This window comes from Acinetobacter sp. YH12138 (assembly GCF_015218525.1).
GTDB classification, from domain to species: domain Bacteria; phylum Pseudomonadota; class Gammaproteobacteria; order Pseudomonadales; family Moraxellaceae; genus Acinetobacter; species Acinetobacter amyesii.
Genome location: NZ_CP048670.1, coordinates 3,225,745 through 3,243,875 on the forward strand (window position 1 = coordinate 3,225,745; position 18,131 = coordinate 3,243,875).

18 protein-coding genes and 2 pseudogenes are annotated in these 18,131 nt (G+C 40.9%); 13 read left to right on the forward strand and 7 right to left on the reverse strand.

Features of this window, described 5'->3' with window-relative positions:
• Complete coding sequence (locus G0029_RS15695; RefSeq protein ID WP_180110067.1) at positions 1–1,026, reverse strand: NAD-dependent epimerase/dehydratase family protein; 1,026 nt, start codon at positions 1,024–1,026, stop codon at positions 1–3.
• A gap of 13 nt (positions 1,027–1,039) precedes the next feature.
• Entirely contained in the window at positions 1,040–2,317 is a 1,278-nt protein-coding gene (tviB, locus tag G0029_RS15700; protein WP_180110066.1) for a Vi polysaccharide biosynthesis UDP-N-acetylglucosamine C-6 dehydrogenase TviB, read from the reverse strand.
• Positions 2,318–2,715: 398 nt separating this feature from the next.
• Here tviB and G0029_RS15705 point away from each other — a divergent pair, with 398 nt between their 5' ends.
• The 12 genes from G0029_RS15705 (at position 2,716) to ahr (ending at position 13,170) form a co-directional block, all read left to right on the forward strand.
• On the forward strand, positions 2,716–3,792 hold the full coding sequence (locus G0029_RS15705; protein ID WP_180110097.1) for a polysaccharide biosynthesis/export family protein: 1,077 nt from the start codon (positions 2,716–2,718) through the stop codon (positions 3,790–3,792).
• The gene (locus G0029_RS15710) at positions 3,792–4,220 is read left to right on the forward strand and encodes a low molecular weight protein-tyrosine-phosphatase (protein ID WP_180003627.1); all 429 of its coding nucleotides are present in this window, start codon (positions 3,792–3,794) and stop codon (positions 4,218–4,220) included. Before G0029_RS15705 ends, G0029_RS15710 begins: the two co-directional genes overlap by 1 nt.
• 16 nt (positions 4,221–4,236) lie before the next feature.
• On the forward strand, positions 4,237–6,423 hold the full coding sequence (locus G0029_RS15715; RefSeq protein WP_180110065.1) for a polysaccharide biosynthesis tyrosine autokinase: 2,187 nt from the start codon (positions 4,237–4,239) through the stop codon (positions 6,421–6,423).
• Positions 6,424–6,669: 246 nt separating this feature from the next.
• The gene (locus tag G0029_RS15720) at positions 6,670–7,383 is read left to right on the forward strand and encodes an FKBP-type peptidyl-prolyl cis-trans isomerase (protein WP_078191625.1); all 714 of its coding nucleotides are present in this window, start codon (positions 6,670–6,672) and stop codon (positions 7,381–7,383) included.
• Positions 7,384–7,437: 54 nt separating this feature from the next.
• A complete protein-coding gene (locus G0029_RS15725) occupies positions 7,438–8,130 on the forward strand; it encodes an FKBP-type peptidyl-prolyl cis-trans isomerase (RefSeq protein ID WP_180011068.1) in 693 nt (230 codons plus the stop codon).
• 193 nt (positions 8,131–8,323) lie between these two features.
• Complete coding sequence (locus G0029_RS15730; RefSeq protein WP_180110064.1) at positions 8,324–9,064, forward strand: dienelactone hydrolase family protein; 741 nt, start codon at positions 8,324–8,326, stop codon at positions 9,062–9,064.
• A 51-nt stretch (positions 9,065–9,115) separates the two neighbouring features.
• A complete protein-coding gene (locus G0029_RS15735) occupies positions 9,116–9,475 on the forward strand; it encodes an HIT family protein (RefSeq protein ID WP_078191628.1) in 360 nt (119 codons plus the stop codon).
• Positions 9,476–9,630: 155 nt separating this feature from the next.
• The gene (mutY, locus tag G0029_RS15740; protein WP_180090079.1) at positions 9,631–10,677 is read left to right on the forward strand and encodes an A/G-specific adenine glycosylase; all 1,047 of its coding nucleotides are present in this window, start codon (positions 9,631–9,633) and stop codon (positions 10,675–10,677) included.
• Between the two features lie 67 nt (positions 10,678–10,744).
• Positions 10,745–11,272, forward strand: a complete 528-nt coding sequence (locus G0029_RS15745) for a M23 family metallopeptidase (RefSeq protein ID WP_180090118.1) — start codon at positions 10,745–10,747, stop codon at positions 11,270–11,272.
• Positions 11,273–11,287: 15 nt separating this feature from the next.
• The gene (locus tag G0029_RS15750) at positions 11,288–11,533 is read left to right on the forward strand and encodes a hypothetical protein (protein ID WP_180022940.1); all 246 of its coding nucleotides are present in this window, start codon (positions 11,288–11,290) and stop codon (positions 11,531–11,533) included.
• Between the two features lie 19 nt (positions 11,534–11,552).
• Positions 11,553–12,122: a DNA-3-methyladenine glycosylase I gene (locus tag G0029_RS15755; protein ID WP_180090077.1), complete on the forward strand. Its 570-nt coding sequence runs from the start codon at positions 11,553–11,555 to the stop codon at positions 12,120–12,122.
• A 25-nt stretch (positions 12,123–12,147) separates the two neighbouring features.
• Positions 12,148–13,170: an NADPH-dependent aldehyde reductase Ahr gene (gene ahr, locus G0029_RS15760; protein ID WP_180022938.1), complete on the forward strand. Its 1,023-nt coding sequence runs from the start codon at positions 12,148–12,150 to the stop codon at positions 13,168–13,170.
• Between the two features lie 70 nt (positions 13,171–13,240).
• On the opposite strand, the pseudogene G0029_RS15765 reads toward ahr, so the two are convergent.
• From G0029_RS15765 to G0029_RS15775, 3 genes and pseudogenes are all read right to left on the reverse strand, one after another.
• Positions 13,241–13,822, reverse strand: a pseudogene (locus tag G0029_RS15765) (aminotransferase class I/II-fold pyridoxal phosphate-dependent enzyme); the annotation flags it as partial.
• 17 nt (positions 13,823–13,839) lie between these two features.
• Positions 13,840–14,901, reverse strand: a complete 1,062-nt coding sequence (locus tag G0029_RS15770; RefSeq protein ID WP_180082742.1) for an RNA-guided endonuclease InsQ/TnpB family protein — start codon at positions 14,899–14,901, stop codon at positions 13,840–13,842.
• A 116-nt stretch (positions 14,902–15,017) separates the two neighbouring features.
• Positions 15,018–15,873 (reverse strand): annotated as a pseudogene (locus G0029_RS15775) (PLP-dependent aminotransferase family protein); the annotation flags it as partial.
• Positions 15,874–15,980: 107 nt separating this feature from the next.
• On the opposite strand from G0029_RS15775, the gene G0029_RS15780 reads away from it, so the two are divergent.
• Positions 15,981–16,409, forward strand: a complete 429-nt coding sequence (locus G0029_RS15780) for a hypothetical protein (RefSeq protein ID WP_227591840.1) — start codon at positions 15,981–15,983, stop codon at positions 16,407–16,409.
• A 32-nt stretch (positions 16,410–16,441) separates the two neighbouring features.
• Here the strand turns inward: G0029_RS15780 and G0029_RS15785 are convergent, their stop codons facing one another.
• A complete protein-coding gene (locus G0029_RS15785) occupies positions 16,442–17,086 on the reverse strand; it encodes an START domain-containing protein (RefSeq protein ID WP_180003644.1) in 645 nt (214 codons plus the stop codon).
• Positions 17,087–17,144: 58 nt separating this feature from the next.
• A complete protein-coding gene (dapB, locus tag G0029_RS15790) occupies positions 17,145–17,966 on the reverse strand; it encodes a 4-hydroxy-tetrahydrodipicolinate reductase (RefSeq protein WP_180110256.1) in 822 nt (273 codons plus the stop codon).
• Between the last annotated feature and the right edge of the window lie 165 nt (positions 17,967–18,131).

Here is an 18,131-nt window from a genome sequence, read left to right on the forward strand (position 1 = left end):
TCATTTTAAGTTATTGACGTACCAACGCATGGCCAATTGAATGCCTTCGGCAATTTTATACTGCGGTGCATAACCCAAATGTTGCTCAATTTTGGCAATGCTCGCTTGTGAATGACGTACATCACCTGCACGGAACTCACGGTAAACAGGATCACGCTCAAAGTTCACATCATTAGTTGCAAGCGCTGCCTGAATGGCACGGTACAACTCATTCAAAGTCGTGCGGTCACCTAATGCAACATTATAGACCTGATTTTTTGCTTCATCGCTTTGCGTTGTCGCAGCTAAAATATTCGCTTGCACAACATTTTGAATAAAACAGAAATCACGGCTGGTTTCACCATCACCATTAATAAACACGTCTTCACCAGCAATCATCGATGAAGTCCATTTTGGAATCACCGCCGCATAAGCCCCTTTCGGATCTTGGCGCTGACCAAAGACATTAAAGTAACGCAAGCCAATCGTTTTAAAGCCATACGTTTTTGCAAATACGTCTGCGTATAATTCATTGACGTACTTCGTTACTGCATATGGAGATAATGGCTTACCGATGTTTTCCTCAACTTTTGGCAATGCAGGATGATCACCATAGGTTGAACTGCTGGCTGCATAAGTAAAACTTGATACACCTGCATCGCGCGCAGCGACCATCATGTTCAAAAAACCAGTGATATTTGCACTGTTTGTCAAAATTGGATCGGCAATCGAACGCGGTACAGAACCTAAAGCTGCTTCATGCAGGACATAATCCACGCCTGCACAGGCTTTTTGGCAATCTTCTAATTTGCGGATATCACCTTCAATGAAACTGAATTTCGCCCATTGTTCAGCCGTCACTAAGCTTTGTACTTCATCAAGATTGTACTGATGACCTGTGGCAAAGTTATCTAAACCCACTACGGTTTGGTTGAGCTTGAGCAATGTTTCGAGAAGATTCGAGCCAATAAAGCCCGCAACACCTGTGACCAGCCATGTTTTAGGCGCTGTTTTAAGGTTTTCACATACCTGTTGATATTGATTCATGATGGTATGCTCCTTACAAACGTAGATCAGATTCAGCTTGAGATAACACGTATTTCAAGTCATACAGCACATGATCAGCTTTACCCAAAGCACGGATCGCCTCTACACCCATGTCTTTAAACTGGTGATGCGCAACCGCTAAAATTACTGCATCATATTTGCCATTTTCCAGCGCCTGCACAGGGCTAATACCGTACTCATGTTCCGCCTCAGCTCCATCGACCCAAGGATCATAGACATCAGCATCAATATGATATTCTTTCAATTCTTTCACAATATCAATGATGCGGGTATTACGGATATCTGGACAGTTTTCTTTAAAGCTTAAACCTAAAATGAGGACTTTGGCATCTTCCACTTGAATGCGTTTTTTCAGCATGGCTTTCACTAGCTGAGTCACAACGTAAGCGCCCATACCATCATTTAAACGACGACCCGCTAAAATAATTTCAGGGTTGTAGCCAATCGCTTGGGCTTTATGCGTTAAATAGTACGGGTCAACACCGATGCAGTGACCACCGACTAAACCCGGACGGAATGGAAGGAAGTTCCATTTTGTTCCCGCTGCGTGTAATACCGCTTCGGTATCAATACCCATTTTATTGAAAATCAATGCCAATTCATTAATTAAGGCAATATTCACATCACGCTGAGTGTTTTCAATCACTTTCGCTGCTTCTGCAACCTTAATGCTAGCTGCTTTATGAGTACCCGCTTCAATAATCAGGTTATAGACTTCATCAACATAATCAGCCACTTCTGGTGTTGAACCCGAAGTGATTTTTAAAATATTGGTTACCCGGTGTAATTTATCACCCGGATTAATTCGTTCAGGGCTATAGCCTGCATAAAAATCCTGATTGAATATTAAGCCTGAATTTTTCTCTAAAACAGGAATACAGACTTCTTCTGTTGCACCCGGATAAACGGTCGATTCATAAACAACCACATCACCTTTTTTCAACACTTTTGCAATGCTTTCTGAGGCTTTCACTAATGGCGTTAGATCTGGCTGCTTATATTCATCAATCGGGGTTGGCACTGTAACAATAAAGAAATTACAGTCTTTTAAATCTTCTAAATTTGCGCTGTAACTTAATTGAGCTGATTGTGCTAATTCTTCAGGAGAAACTTCTAGGGTATGATCACGTCCGCTACGTAATTCATCAATACGCTTCTGATGAATATCAAAGCCCACCACGGGAACTTTTTTTCCAAACTCAACAGCTAGCGGTAAACCGACATAACCTAATCCGATTATGGCAATTTTTAATTCGGAGAGTTGTAACATACTGAAGCCTATGTCATCGATGAATCATCAATCATCGTTATGTTGTAAATAGCGTTAAATTATATCAGAAAATCAAATTTCGATTGTGTAATGATGTTCTATGACGACTGTAATTTTAATCAAGAATATTTATAGGATTAAACAATCCCCCTATAAAACCAACTTTGTATATTTAAAAAAATTCAAATAACAACAAGATCTTTATAAAGATATTTATCCATGCAAGCCTTGATTAAACTTACGATTTAAAACAAATGTAAAGCTATATTCTACGAGGTGAATAGTATAAACTTAACATTCTAAAATGAGTAATTTGGGTACTTAAACCCGTATTTCAATGATTCAAAAATTTTATAAATAGGATTTGTATTCGAGTGAGTTACTATCGTTATAGCTGTATGTTAGCTTTGAGTCTGAGTATGACGGGTTGTGCCATTACTTCAGGCTTACAAACCTATGACCTTCCTAAGGAAGGTACATTTCAGACTGATTTAGGCTCGACAGTCAATGTTATTAAACTAACTCAAGAAAATTTAGTTGCTGTTCAACCCGCCCAAGTAAATCAGCAAAATTTTGCCCATCTATTCAATCAACAACAAAAAAGTTATCGTTTAAATCCGGGTGATATTTTATCTATTTATTTATGGGCATATCCTGAAATTACACCACCCACAAATACAATAAGCAATGCAGAAGCGATTAAATCAAATGGTTACCAAATTGATCAAAGTGGCTATATCCAATTCCCTATTATTGGCCGATATAAAGCTGCCGGAAAATCGCTGACACAAGTCAATCAGGAATTACGCAGTCAACTTGCTCGTTACTTAAAAACCCCAGATGTGATTGTTCGGGTACTTTCCTACCAAGGCCAACGTTTTTCTGTTCAAGGTAACGTGATGAAAGGTGGTCAGTTTAATTTAACCGACCAACCAACTAGTATTTATACTGCATTAGGTATGGCGGGCGGAGTAAATAGTCAATTTGGTGACAATGCATCTTTAACCTTAGTTAGAAATGGTCAAAGTTATGTACTCAATAGTATTGAACTTGAAAAAGCTGGATATTCTTTACACAACTTACTCATCAAACCAAATGACACAATTTATGTCAACTCACGTGAAAACCAAAAAATTTATGTGATGGGAGAGTCTGGCAAAAACCAATCGTTACCAATGCGTGAACAAGGCATGAGCCTCAGTGATGTCCTCGGTGAAAGTCTAGGGATTAACTCACTTTCAGCAAGTCGAGGTAAAATCTACGTAGTGCGTAGCGATGTAAATAGCCCGATGACTGAAATTTACCATTTAGATTTAACCAGTATCGGTGACTTTGGGCTCGCTAACCAGTTCAAAATGCGCAGCAATGATATTGTCTATGTTGATGCATCTGGTTTAGCTCGCTGGCAGCGTGTAATCAATCAAGTGATTCCTTTCTCAAATATCATCTATAACTTGGACAGATTGGGCCAATAATGTTATTTAAAAATATTTTGGTGGTGTGTGTAGGTAATATTTGCCGAAGTCCTATGGCGGAGTATCTCCTAAAAAAAGATCATCCCGACCTGAATATTTATTCAGCTGGAATCTCAGGTATGATTGGACATGCAGCAGATGAAAAAGCTCAATACTGTATGCAAAAAATTGGCATCGATATGAGTGGACATATTGCCCAAAAATTAAATGCTGAACTGATCAAAAAATCAGATTTAATTTTGGTCATGAGTTCAAATCAACAAAAGCATATTGAACAGACATGGCCATTTGCAAAGGGAAAGACTTTTCGTTTAGGTCATTGGCAAGGTAAAAATGTGCCTGACCCATATCAGCACGATCAAGCTTTTTTTGACCAGACCTCAGAACTGATCCAATCTTGCGTTGCAGATTGGACTAAACAAATTTAACTTTTGATGTACGATTATGAGCCAAAATATCAATACAGAAGATACAATTGATTTAAAAGAATTATTTTTCTCTCTGATTGCACAGTGGAAGTTAATTGCTCTATGTGTAATTTTAAGTCTCGTTTGTGCCCTGCTTTATTTAAGAACCACGCCTGATACCTACGCAGTAAATGCACTGGTACAGGTTGAGGAAAGTAAAGGAACTTCAGCAGCACTCTTGGGTGATCTATCAAGCATGATTGATCAAAAGCAACCGGCTCAAGCAGAAATTGAAATTTTAAAATCACGCTTAGTTCTAGGTACTGTGATTCAAAATTTGCATCTTGATCTTAAAGTTTCGGGTACAGAGAATTCATTTATTGATCGCCTATTTTCCCCGCATGAATATGTCACAGAATATAAAAATAAATCAGTAACTTTTAAAGATAATGAAAAAAGTTTTGAAATTCGCCAATTTGATATCCCTACACAATATCGTGACAAAGATATTGGCCTACAGTTTCAAGAAAATAAACTTTCTTTAATTGATCTGCAAACTGAGCAAGCAATTTTAACAGCACCATTGAACCAAAAAAATTCTTTACGTACAGCAGATGGCCCTTGGGAAATCTCAATTTATAGTAATGATCAATTTAAAGATCACTATTTAATTCAAAAGCAGTCTCTGCCTGCTGCCGTTGACAGTATTTTGGCAAATTATTCTGTTGCTGAAAAAGGTAAAATGACGGGCGTGCTTGGCCTTAACTATCAAGGCCAAGATAAAGAACATATTACACAGGTTCTAAATGCCATTTTAGCAGCTTACAGTCATCAAAATATTGAACGCCGTTCAGCTGAAAGCGCGCAGACCTTAAAGTTTTTGGATGAGCAACTACCTGAACTAAAACAACAACTGGATGTTGCGGAACGCGAATTTAACAAATTCCGTCAAGAGTTTAATACCGTCGATGTAACCAAAGAATCTGAACTATATTTAACTCAAAGCGTCACTCTTGAAACTCAAAAAGCTGAATTAGAGCAAAAAGTTGCTGAAGCTTCTGCGAAGTACACTAGTGAACATCCAGTGATGCAGCAAATGAATGCCCAATTAGGTGCAATCAATAGCAAAATTGGTGAACTGAATACTACCTTAAAAAAATTACCAGACTTACAACGTCGTTATTTACAGCTCTATCGTGAAGTTGAAGTGAAACAACAACTTTATACAGCGTTGTTGAATTCTTACCAACAGCTTCGTATTGCCAAAGCTGGTGAAATTGGCAATGTGCGTATTGTGGATACTGCTGTAGAGCCAATTCAACCGATTGCACCAAAAAAACTACAAATCTTGATACTTTCAATTTTCCTCGGTGGTTTCCTCGGTACATTACTTGCACTACTACGTAACATGCTTCGTTCGGGAATTAAAGATTCTTCAGAAATTGAAAACACTCTGGATCTTCCTGTCTATGCCACCGTCCCACGTTCGCCTGTTCAAGAAAGCCGTATTAAACTCTTGAAGAAGAAGAAAACAATTCCAGTTCTTGCAGTTAAAAATAGCGATGATATTGCGATTGAAAGTTTGCGTAGCATGCGTACAGCCATTCACTTTGCACTGACATCTGCAAAAAATAACCTGATTATGATTTCAGGGCCTGCGCCTGAAGTCGGTAAATCATTTATTTCTACCAACTTAGCTACGATTCTTGCGCAAAGTGATAAACGCGTTTTAATTATTGATGCCGATTTACGTCGTGGTTATTTAAACAAATACTTCAATCATGATAACCAACCAGGCCTTTCTGAGTATTTAAATGGTCAGCGTGATCTAGACAGTATCATTAAAACCACTGAAATTCCAAATTTGAGTGTGATTACTCGTGGTAAAAGCCCTTCTAATCCATCTGAGCTTTTAAGTTCTGGTAAATTCAAAGAATTCTTAGATTTGATTTCACCGATGTTTGATCATGTGATCATTGATACCCCTCCTGTACTTGCGGTGACAGACGGTATCATTATTTCGCAATATGCTGGTGTGAATTTGGTGATTGCTCGTTATGCGAAAACTCAGTTGAAAGAACTAGAGTTAACCGTGAACCGCTTTGAACAAGTGGGTGTGAAGGTCAATGGTATTATTCTAAACGACATTCAACGTAGCTCAGCTGGTTATGGTTATGGCTATAACTATTCTTATGGTTATAAAGCTTCAAAAGACCAAGACTAATTCAAGCCTATTCAAAAAAGCCACCGAATACGGTGGCTTTTTTTATTTGCGAAATTTATGTTGCATGCATCTTTCTGTATAAAAAATGTTTTATATATTCATACCGTTATAGTATAAAAATAAGAACATGACTATGATGATCTTTCCTGCACCTTACCTGATCATAGAGATAGGTAAGCGTTGAACAGGAAAAGTCTGCTAGAATTTCAGCAACTTTTTACATATAAAATAATTGTGGGAAAATATATGAGTAAGGCCCTACCTATCGCTGTCGCTGTATTACTCGGCGGTGCCGCACTTGTTCCTGTTTACTATGCAACTAAAACGCCTGCTACGCAATCAGCAACATCAACTCAACCAGCTGCAAATGCTTCTGCTGTCGCTAAAATTAGTTATGCACTTGGTTATGAAGTTGCCCATCAAACGCCTCCAGAATTAGATATTGATAGCTTTGTCACTGGCGTTCGTGCGGGTCATGCGCGTGCAAAACCAGCATATACTGAAGAAGAATTACAAAAAGCATATGCTGAGTTCCAGCAAGAAATGCAAAACAAGCAGCTCGAAAGCAATAAGCAAGCACAAAGTAGCAGCGATAATTTCTTAACAGAAAACAAAAGCAAAGCTGGGGTTAAAACCACTGCTTCTGGTTTACAGTACCTAACAACGAAAGAAGGTACAGGTAAACAACCGCAAGCCACATCAGTTGTTAAAGTTCACTACACAGGTAAGTTAGTGGATGGCACAGTATTTGATAGTTCAGTACAACGTGGCGAGCCAATTGAATTCCCATTGAACCAAGTAATTCCAGGTTGGACTGAAGGTCTACAGTTAATGAAAGAAGGCGGCAAAGCCACTTTGTATATTCCTTCAAACCTAGGTTATGGTGCTCAAGGTGTTCCAGGAACGATTCCACCGAACAGTACTTTAATTTTTGATGTAGAACTCATTGAAGTTAAATAATAAAACCGGTACAGGAGAGCTTTTCGCTCTCCTGCTTTATTTTGAGACTCGGTCATGAAATTACAGATCAGTATGTTGTGTTTGGCACTCTGCTCAAGCACTGTATTTGCCAAAGATGTCAGTAATAAAAGTAGTGCTGCAGAACAAGTCGGTTATAGTTTTGGTTATTTAATGGGACGCAGTAATGCTGAATCGATTAAGGACTTAGATATTGATGCATTTGTTGCGGGTTTAAAGGCAGCATCTAAAGGTCAAGCTTCGTCACTAACAGATGAAGAAATGACCCGTGCCTTAACTCAATATAAAAAGCAAACCGAAGCGAAACAACTGATTGAACTGAAGCAAAAAGCGGATGCGAATGCCACCATTGGTTCAGCTTTCCTTGCTGAAAATGCCAAAAAACCGGGCATTCAGGTCACGAAATCTGGCCTGCAATATCAAGTCATTCAAGCCGGCAAAGGTAAGTCACCTAAAGCCAATTCAACAGTGAAAGTTCACTATGAAGGTCGCTTAATTGATGGCACTGTTTTTGATAGTTCAATTGCACGCAACCAACCTGCGATGTTCCAAGTGAGCCAAGTCATTCAGGGTTGGACAGAAGGTCTACAGTTGATGAAAGAAGGTGCAAAATATCGCTTCTTCATTCCTGCCAATTTGGGCTATGGTCAAATTGGTTCAGCAGACGTCATTGAGCCAAATAGCACGCTGATTTTTGATGTAGAGCTCATTGAAGTTCTCCCGAAATAACAATACTCTCTTTAGGAGCATCGACAAATCTCGGTGCTCCTCAATATTTCTTCTTTCCATTATTTTCTTTTACAATTTTTTTTATTGATTTGACTTAAAATTCACATTGATATCTTATATTTATTTCACAAAAACCAATTTCCCTTTATCTTAAGTCTTCATCAACTGCGTAGCCGCACATAAGGATTTGACCATGACCGTTAAAATTAAGACTCGCGAAATTCAATATACAGCAGCTGATGGAACTCAACTTTTTGGCTATTTTGCCGCACCAGAGTCAGACACTGCAGTCGCAGGTGTGTTAGTTGCCCCGGAATGGTGGGGACGCAATGAATATACCGAACAACGTGCGCGCGAATTGGCTGAACAAGGCTATGCTGCTTTCGCTTTGGATATGTATGGTGACAAAAAAGTCACCACAGATGCCAAGCAAGCTTATGAATGGATGATGCAGACTTTTGATCATGCCGACACCATTGTGACCCGTGCGTCTGCTGCATTAAACACTTTGGCACAGCAAAAAGAAGTAAATGCAGATAAACTCGCAGCTATAGGCTTTTGCTATGGCGGAAAAGTCGTGCTGGATTTAGCTCGTTCAGGTGCTGAATTAAAAGCAGTGGTGACCTTCCATGCAACACTTGCTACAGCGACTCCTGCACAAACAGGACAAGTCCAAGCAGAGATTTTAGTGCAACATGGTGAGCTCGACTCGATGGTGAGCTTAGAAGATGTTGCGACCTTTAGAAATGAAATGGATGCTGCCCAAGTGCAGTATCAAATCAATATTTTTGAAGGCGCAAAACACGGCTTTAGCAACCCGATGGCGGATGAACGTGCCAAAGCCAACGGCGTAGATTTAGCTTATAACGCTGCTGCAGAACAACAAAGCTTAGCAGCCATGTATGCCTTGTTAGCACGCCAGCTTAGTTCTTAAAGCGCTAAGAACCAATACCAATATTTAATTTATAAAAATGAGGAGAGCACAATGACAGAACTCAATTGTCCATATTGCAATTTTGACGAATATGACGTGATTGCAAAAAATGATTTTGGTGTTGTACTTCCTGAACCACATACACTGTCTAAAGGGCATGCTGTCATTGTCCCGCTACGTCATGTTGGTTCATTTTTTGAAATTACTGATAAAGAACGTAAAAGTTTAATGTCCTTACTTGAACAAGCGCGTAATGAATTAAATTTACGCTATCAACCCACTGGCTTTCATATTGGGTTTAATGATGGACAAGTTTTTGGCGAAGCCACTGAACATGTGCATATTCACATTATTCCACGTTATGAAAACCAAACATTGGCGCTTGATACCCGCTGGGGCTTTAAAAGCTAAAATTTAAAAATTGACACTCACTAAGGAGCCTCGGCTCCTTTTTTGATGGCCACTATTTTTGCATTTCCCCTGATATACAGATTTCGTTTTGAACAAAAAGAATGCCTATTGAAAGATGTATACTAGGCAGGTTTTTTCAATTTTGACTGTATTGCATGTTTAACTTTTCTGATGCCCTTCTCGACTGGTTTGATGTCCATGGTCGTCATGACTTACCGTGGCAAGTGAAGGATGACCCTTACAAAGTATGGGTTTCAGAAATTATGCTACAACAGACTCAAGTCAAAACCGTCTTACAATATTTTGATCGATTTATTCAACGGTTTCCGACTGTTGAAGATTTAGGCCATGCCTCTTGGGATGATGTGGCACCCTATTGGGCTGGCTTAGGCTACTATGCACGGGCTCGGAACTTACACAAAGCCGCAGGCATTGTTGCACGTCAGGGACATTTTCCAAGCAATCTTGAGCAGTGGATGGAACTACCGGGTATCGGCCCGTCTACCGCGGGTGCGCTGATGTCTTTAGGTTTAAGACAATATGGCGTGATTATGGACGGCAACGTCAAGCGTGTATTGTCTCGTTTCTTTGCTATTGAAGATGATTTATCGAAACCTGTACATGAACGGGCCATGTGGCAACTGGCGACAGAGCTCTGCCCCACTGAACGCAACCACGATTATACCCAAGCGATTATGGATCTGGGTGCAACCGTTTGCACGCCGAAAAAACCGCTCTGTTTATATTGTCCCATGCAACAGCACTGCAAAGCACATGCACAAGGTTTAGAGACTGAATTACCTTATAAAAAGCCTAAAAAGCCTGTTCCAGTGAGAGAGGCTCAAGTCATGCTGATTCAATCTGCAGGAGAATGGCTGTGGATACAACGTCCGAATAGCGGTCTATGGGGCGGTCTGTGGTGTTTACCTATTTTTGATCAACCCCATGAGTTTCAATCCCACACTCAGCAGCTTGGTCTGAAACCTACCACCACTCAAGTGCAGATATCACATAGCTTTACTCATTTCACTTGGCTTTTAGAAGCTACTGTATTTACCGTTACCGCAGATCAAAAAGAGCATTTAGCGATTGAATGCAACGCACAGTGGTTTACACCGATACAAGCCACTTCACTCGGTATTCCAACCGCCATGAAAAAACTTATTTCTACGCTAGAACTCGAAAGCTATTCTATGCCATAGTTTTGGACTGCTCATCAATTGTATAGGGACAAATGTGACTCAAGGATTTTTTCAGCTTCGCAAAGGGTTGTTTGGCGGTATTGGTTTTATTTTGCTTTTACTCAGCGCCTGTACGTCGACTCCACCCAAACCATCTAGCAGTACATTGCCTGCTCATGAAGTGAAAAAATTACAAAACATGCGTTTATCCAATCAATTGCCTGTTCCTGTTCATCAAGTCAAACGAAGTGCCCTCAAGGATACTTGGGGCGCAGCGCGTAGCCAAGGACGAAGCCACGAAGGCATTGATATTATTGTTCCACGTGGAACAAAAGTTCTCAGTGCTACAGAAGGTTTAGTTGCTGACTTACGTAATAACAATTTGGGTGGTAAAGTGATATGGATTATGGGGCCCGCAGGTTCTTGGCATTATTATGCGCATCTTGATGCTCATAAACGCGGCTTAAACGTCGGCGACTATGTCAAAAAAGGTGATGTCATTGGCTATGTAGGTAATACTGGCAATGCCCGACATACTGCACCACATTTGCATTATGGCATTTACTTGGGTGGTAAAGGTCGCAATGCTGTTAACCCCTATCCGTATTTACGTTAATTTTAGGAAACATACATGTCAGAAGCGTTGATCAATCGTCTGGTGGAATTTGCAGAATCTGGTAATCAACAAAAAATCAGCCTCAATGGCCAGTCTTATCAGGGCTGGATCATGGAGATCACTGAAGAAGCATTACTCATCAGCACCGGCTACGCAGACAAATCGGGTAACGATGTATGGATTCAATTTGCCGATCTCGATCAAGCGGAACTCTTGTATTGGGACAATAAAAACGATCAATGGACAGCTTTTAAAATTTAAGTCAAAAGGAGCATTTAACATGACGACACAACGCTGTGCTTGGTGCTCCGAAGATCCTTTGTATATTTCCTACCACGACACTGAGTGGGCGAAACCTAGTTTTGATGAGCAGCATCTCTTTGAAATGCTGTGTCTTGAAGGACAACAAGCGGGGCTGTCTTGGATCACTGTGCTGAAAAAACGGGCCTGTTATCAGCAGCATTTTTTTCAATATCCCATTGCCGAAATTGCAGCGTTGAGTGACCTACAATTACAAGAAAAATTACAAGATTCAGGTTTGATTCGCCATATCGGCAAACTCACTGCCATTCGAGATAATGCCAAAGCATGGCAACAGTTAAAAGCCCAAGGGATTCATCCTGTGGAATTTCTTTGGAGTTTTGTCGAAGGACACATTGCCAATAATGATGTCGTTGAATATCGTAGCGCCCCTGCACAAACCGCTCAAAGTCAGGCCATGTCCAAAGCATTAAAAAAGCATGGCTTTAAATTTGTCGGCCCAACGACTTGCTATGCTCTGATGCAAGCTATCGGTATGGTAAATGATCATGAAAATCACTGTGACTTTAAATACACGCACGCAGAATGACCTCAAAAACAGAAAGGATAGAATAATGAGTGACAATACAATCCACGCCTATGCAGCAATGAACAGTGGTGAAGCCCTTGTTCCCTATCAATTTGATGCAGGTGAATTACAAGCCCATCAGGTTGAAGTCAAAGTCGAGTATTGCGGTCTTTGTCACTCAGATATTTCTATTATCCAAAATGATTGGAAATCTTCGGTTTATCCTGTAGTCCCTGGGCATGAAGTGATAGGAACCATTACCCAACTCGGCAGCGAAGCCAAAGGACTGAAAATCGGACAGCGTGTAGGCATTGGCTGGACAGCAGAAAGTTGTCAACACTGTGACCCGTGTATCGATGGTCGCCAAGTGCAATGTACCGGAACCAAGACAGCGACGATCGTCGGTCATGCAGGTGGCTTTGCCGACAAAGTCCGTGCTGGCTGGCAATGGGTTATTCCCCTTCCAGATGATCTCGACCCAACCAGTGCTGGCCCTCTGCTCTGCGGTGGGATTACGGTATTTGATCCCATTTTACAGCACCAAATTCAGGCCATTCACCATGTTGCCGTGATCGGCATTGGTGGATTAGGTCATATGGCGATTAAACTGCTCAAGGCTTGGGGCTGTGAAATTACTGCGTTCAGCTCAAACTTAGATAAAACCGATGAACTTAAAGCCATGGGGGCTGACCATGTGGTGAATAGTCGTGATCTTGCTGCAATTAAAGCTCAGCGTGGGAAGTTCAATTTGATTTTAAGCACGGTCAATGTGACGTTGGATTGGCAAGCCTATCTTTCAACTTTGGCACCGAATGGAAGCGTTCACATGCTTGGCCTAGCACTTGAGCCGATGCAAATTCCCGCAGGTATGCTGATCAGTGGTGCTAAATCAGTTACAGGCTCATCAACTGGCTCTCCTGCGGCACTGCGTGAATTACTTCGATTCGCTGCACGTCAAAATATTGCACCTCAAATTGAAATGTATCCCATGTCTCAGGTGAATGAAGCGATTGAACGTTTGCATTCAGGAAACGTGCGTTATCGGATTGTGCTGAAGGCTGATTTTTAACGGCAAAAATCTAAGCCAAGAAAGCCTGCCGCATGCAGGCTTTTTTTGTATGCTTTATGGACTCATTAATCTAGATGACATTTGTGTTTCTGCATTCCTTACGCACCCAATCTGCAAGCAATAAAATGGCCTGCTGAATATCTACAGACAACTCATGCCCGGCATTTAGACGAATACAGTTGTTATAACGATTGTCCTCACCAAAAATTAAACCTGGCACAATATTGATGCCATGTTTTTGCGCATGGTAATACAGCGCCAAACTGTCTATTTGTTCAGGCATCTGCAACCACAGTGCATAACTGCCTTGAGGCCGATTTAGACGGATATCAACCCCTTGAAAAGCATCGTAAATATACTGACGATACTGCTCGACTTGCACCATTAATTTAGGACGCAATTCAGCAAGATGTTGGCGATACGCACGACTAAAAATCAAATCGGCAAGTCCTAACTGCAAAGGCGTATTCACCGAATTATTTTGCAAAAGTAATTTGGGACGCAAATGTTGCAAATGTGGTGGAAGACAAAACCACCCCACCCGATAAGAAGGCGATAAAGATTTTGAAATCGACGCACAATAGATCACATAGCCCGCCCGGTCCCAATATTTGATAGGCAATGGTCGCTTTGCATTGAAACTACACTCAGCTTGACATCCTCACCCCCTTAAAAGAGGGTGATTCCTACAGCTAGACGCTTATGCCCAAGCGCAAGAATGTTTAGAGCTGAGTTTATATCTCGATCATGAGCTGTACCACAGCTCATGCACTCCCATTCTCTTATTCCAAGATCTGTCTTACCTTTTGGACTACTTGAGGTGATCTCACCGCAGCACGAACAGATTTGGGTGGTATAGGCTTCTTGGACTTCTTCAAACAATACGCCTGCGTTCTCGCATTTATACTTGAGCATTGTTTTTAGTGCAGAAAATCCTGTATCCAAAACAGATTTTGCCATTTTGGTTTTTACTAATTTTTTAGCACTCAAGTCACCTACAATAATCAATGCATTTTCATTCACAAGCTTGGTGCTTGCTTTATGCAAATGATCTTTTCGACTATTTGCAATCTTGGCGTGTAATGCACGAACACGCTTCTTATTCCTGGCTCTCTGAGCAATACCTAATTTCTGCTCATATTTTCGATAGAATTTTGGATTTGAAATTACAGTGCCATCAGAACAGGTGGCAATATCTTTTAAGCCTAGATCAATACCAATCGCTTTGGTTGCTGTCGATTTATCTTGCTTAGGCGATTCAACAACAAGACATACATACCAACGCCCACGGCTATCCTCTACAAATGAACCTGTTTTTAACGTGTATTTGCTTAAACCGTAGCTATCCCAAAGCTTAAATTGGTGTTTTCCATACTGGACATATCCATTGGCATATTTGATAGCCACCTTTTTAAAGGGAACCCATCCCAAAGAGCGCCTTGCTGATTTTTTATTGCTGACACGCCATTTCAGCTTTGCCTTTTTAAATTGCTTTCTTCGGGTGACTAATTCTTCAGTTACAGCCTGAATGGTTTGACTATGTAAATTACATTCTTTGGATGTGCCTTTCGTATATTTGGCAATATCAAAAGCAGAGAGAAATTCACCTTTCCGCTTCAAATGCCTAAACCCTAAATCATTGACATAATTCCAGACGAAGTTCACTTCTGATGCTAGTTGGTCTAACACCTTGCAATGTTTGTCTTTTATACGTAATTTAAGGGTTTTCATGTACTTATATTAACAATCAAAACTCAAGGAAAATAGTCCTTAGTTAAATCAAACGACACTTCATGTCGTGTCGCTTATATCTCTGACCTGAAGGACAGAGTTTTACGCTCCATTTGATAAATATCATCTTCAATCACATAACATTGATATTTTTCAGCGAGTTGTGCAATTCGTTCCTTATCTTCATTACTTAAACAAAAACCCAAAGGATTTTGAAAATTTGCAGTCAATAAGCATACTTTCGCGCCTGAATCCCGCATCGCCTGCTCTAAACGATCTAAATCAAAACCTTCCGTATTGGCAGGAATTTCAACAATTTTCCGCTTCAATAAAGCCAATAATTGCAATTGCCCATTATAGTTCGGCGTCGGGACAATGACACTCTCCCCTTCCGCACTCAGATTTTGCAACATCACTGACAAAGCAGGCATACAACCATTGCTTATGTAAATATCATCCTTAGGCATGTAAAAACCATCTTCAGCCCAATGTGCCGACAAAGCTTCATGCAATTGTGGATGACCTTGCCGATTGTTATATAAAAAATCTTCTGGTTTACAATGCTTTAATGCCCTTTGGATTGAACGTCTGAGTGCTTCAACAGGAACAAAATTGGGGGGACAACTGAATTGAACCCAAATGAATCAGGCGACTATTTGCAGAGGCTTCATGGATCTGAATTTGCAATTCTAAATTCGAAATTTCACGAGGTCGGGAATCAAAATCAGGATGATTCGGCACGGCAATTTGCTGGGCTTTCTGTGAGGATTGCACAAAATAACCAGACTTTTCTTTGACATAAATCAGGCCTTTGGCTTCAAGTAATTCATAGCAGCGTTTCGCGGTATTTAAACTGATCTGATGCTGCTGTGAAAATTGACGTAGCGCATACAGACGCTGCCCTGCGGCCAATTCACCACTATAAATTTTCTGTGCCAACTGCTGCGCAAGCTGCTGATATTGAAAAGCCATCTGTACCCTTTTTTTAATCATTCTTGTATCTGTACCCATTAAGTTAACAGATTTAAGCTGATGGCATCAGGTTGATATCTCAAAAATAACGATAGGGGGACAAATACATGAATGACTTCACGCAGCTTCGAGCGGGTCTAATCATCTTCAGCACACTCACGCTTATGGCGTGCCAACCCGAACAGCACACTCAAGCTCAAAGCCAGCAAAATTTTATCTGTAAATCTTTAATTCAAGGTTTTTTGAGTGCCCAAAAACTGACGCAATATGAACTTGAGCAGATCCAACCGATCACCAGCGGCGGGTTACATCAGCAGCTATATATCTATAAAGCCAAGTCTGAAAACGGCATGAATATCATGCCGCAGCAAGCCAAACTTCGCTTTGCCTGTGAACAAATGACCGCGCGGCAATTTCAAATCAAGTTACATCCGCATCAATTTCCAGAACAGACCTTACTCAGCATCGAACTTCCAGAAACACAGCACATGCAGCAGTTGACTGCATTTCGCCTGCCTGAGATGCAAAGTCATTGATCGTTCATATTGAACTGAATCATTACTAAGGCTTATTTTAAAATTTCGGGAACGGTCGCAACAGTTTTGCTTTTACCCAGCTGCACTTTCATTTTTTGTAGCATTTGATAAGGCTGTTGCTGCACAAACATATTCACGAAACTGAGCGGAATGGAGCCTTCCGGATTAGCATAGCCATAGGTCGACACTTTGACTTTTTGATTGCCTAAACGCTGGAAGGTCCAATCGCCCTCATAGTCGGTGAGGCGTACATAATTGGGATTGATCGGATAACCTTTTTTCACCGCTTTATTTTGGATGCTAATAATGCCCTGTGCATCTTTACGCATTTTGCCTTGTACCACCAAATCACGGTCTTTTAAGGGAAAAGGAAAATCCAACACCATATATAAACTGAATTCACCTTTCTGGTCATCGCGGGATAAGACTTTGACACTGCCCATATAAGGGACCCAATTCACTGCATTTTCCACATCTAAAATCAGGGAAACCGCTTTTTCAATGGGTACATCAAAACTGGTTTCAGCTTTGTATTGAAAGACAGGATTTTGAGCATTTTGGTAGGTCCAAACTTTAATATTATTTTTATTAATCGTGAGTTTGGCATTATCCATAGTTTTCGCTTGTACTGCCGCAGTGAATGCGACAGCACAGGCCATAAAGATGACTTTTTTCATTCCATTGATCGTCTTATTTTAATTTTATGCTGTTGTTATAACGGATTTTAACGCGCTTTTATACGTCAATATCGTTAAAACCCAATACATCTTTCATATCGTACTTACGTGCTTCACGACCGACTACCCATGCAGCTGCACGTACTGCACCAGAAGCAAAGTTCATACGGTTGGTTGCTTTATGGGTAATTTCAACACGTTCGCCATCCGCAATAAACATCACAGTATGTTCACCGACAATGTCACCACCACGAATCGTTTGGAAGCCAATGGTTTGACGTTCACGTGGACCCGTATGACCTTCACGGCAATATACAGCATCTTGTTTTAAGTCACGTCCTAAAGCACCGGCAATGGCTTCGCCCCACATTAGCGCTGTACCTGATGGTGCATCAACTTTATGGCGATGATGGGCTTCAATCACTTCAATATCTACAGTATCGCCAAACACTTTTGATGCCAATTCAAGAAGTTTGATTGAAACGTTTACACCGACAGAATAGTTCGCTGCATAGACTACTGGGGTTTCTGTTGCTGTTTCATCGAGATAAGCTTTTTGCTCATCATTCATACCTGTGGTACCAATGACAATCGCAACGCCGGCTTCACGGCAAAGTTTAAGATGCTGTGCCGTTGCTGCAGGTGCAGTAAAATCGATCACGACATCACAATCTTTTAAAACCTCAGCTAGGTTACCGACAACCTTTACGCCAACCGCGCCAATCCCTGCAAGTTCACCGGCATCTGCACCGACCAAGCTACTTTCAGGACGTTCTACCGCAGCAGCCAATTGATAACCAGCTTGCTGAACCGCCTGAATTAAGATGCGTCCCATACGACCGCCTGCGCCCAAGATACCAATACGTGGAGCTGCTGACATAACATTTTCCTAATGTTGATTCGAAATTGGTCTTACTATATCAAAACTCCATGCGCAGGCTAAGTTACAAACAAAAAAATCCTGTATTTTCCGAAGGACTTTTGCAAATCAAGCTCTACGACAGACGCTGACTATTCCCTCACCAAGTTTGAGCATTTTCACGGT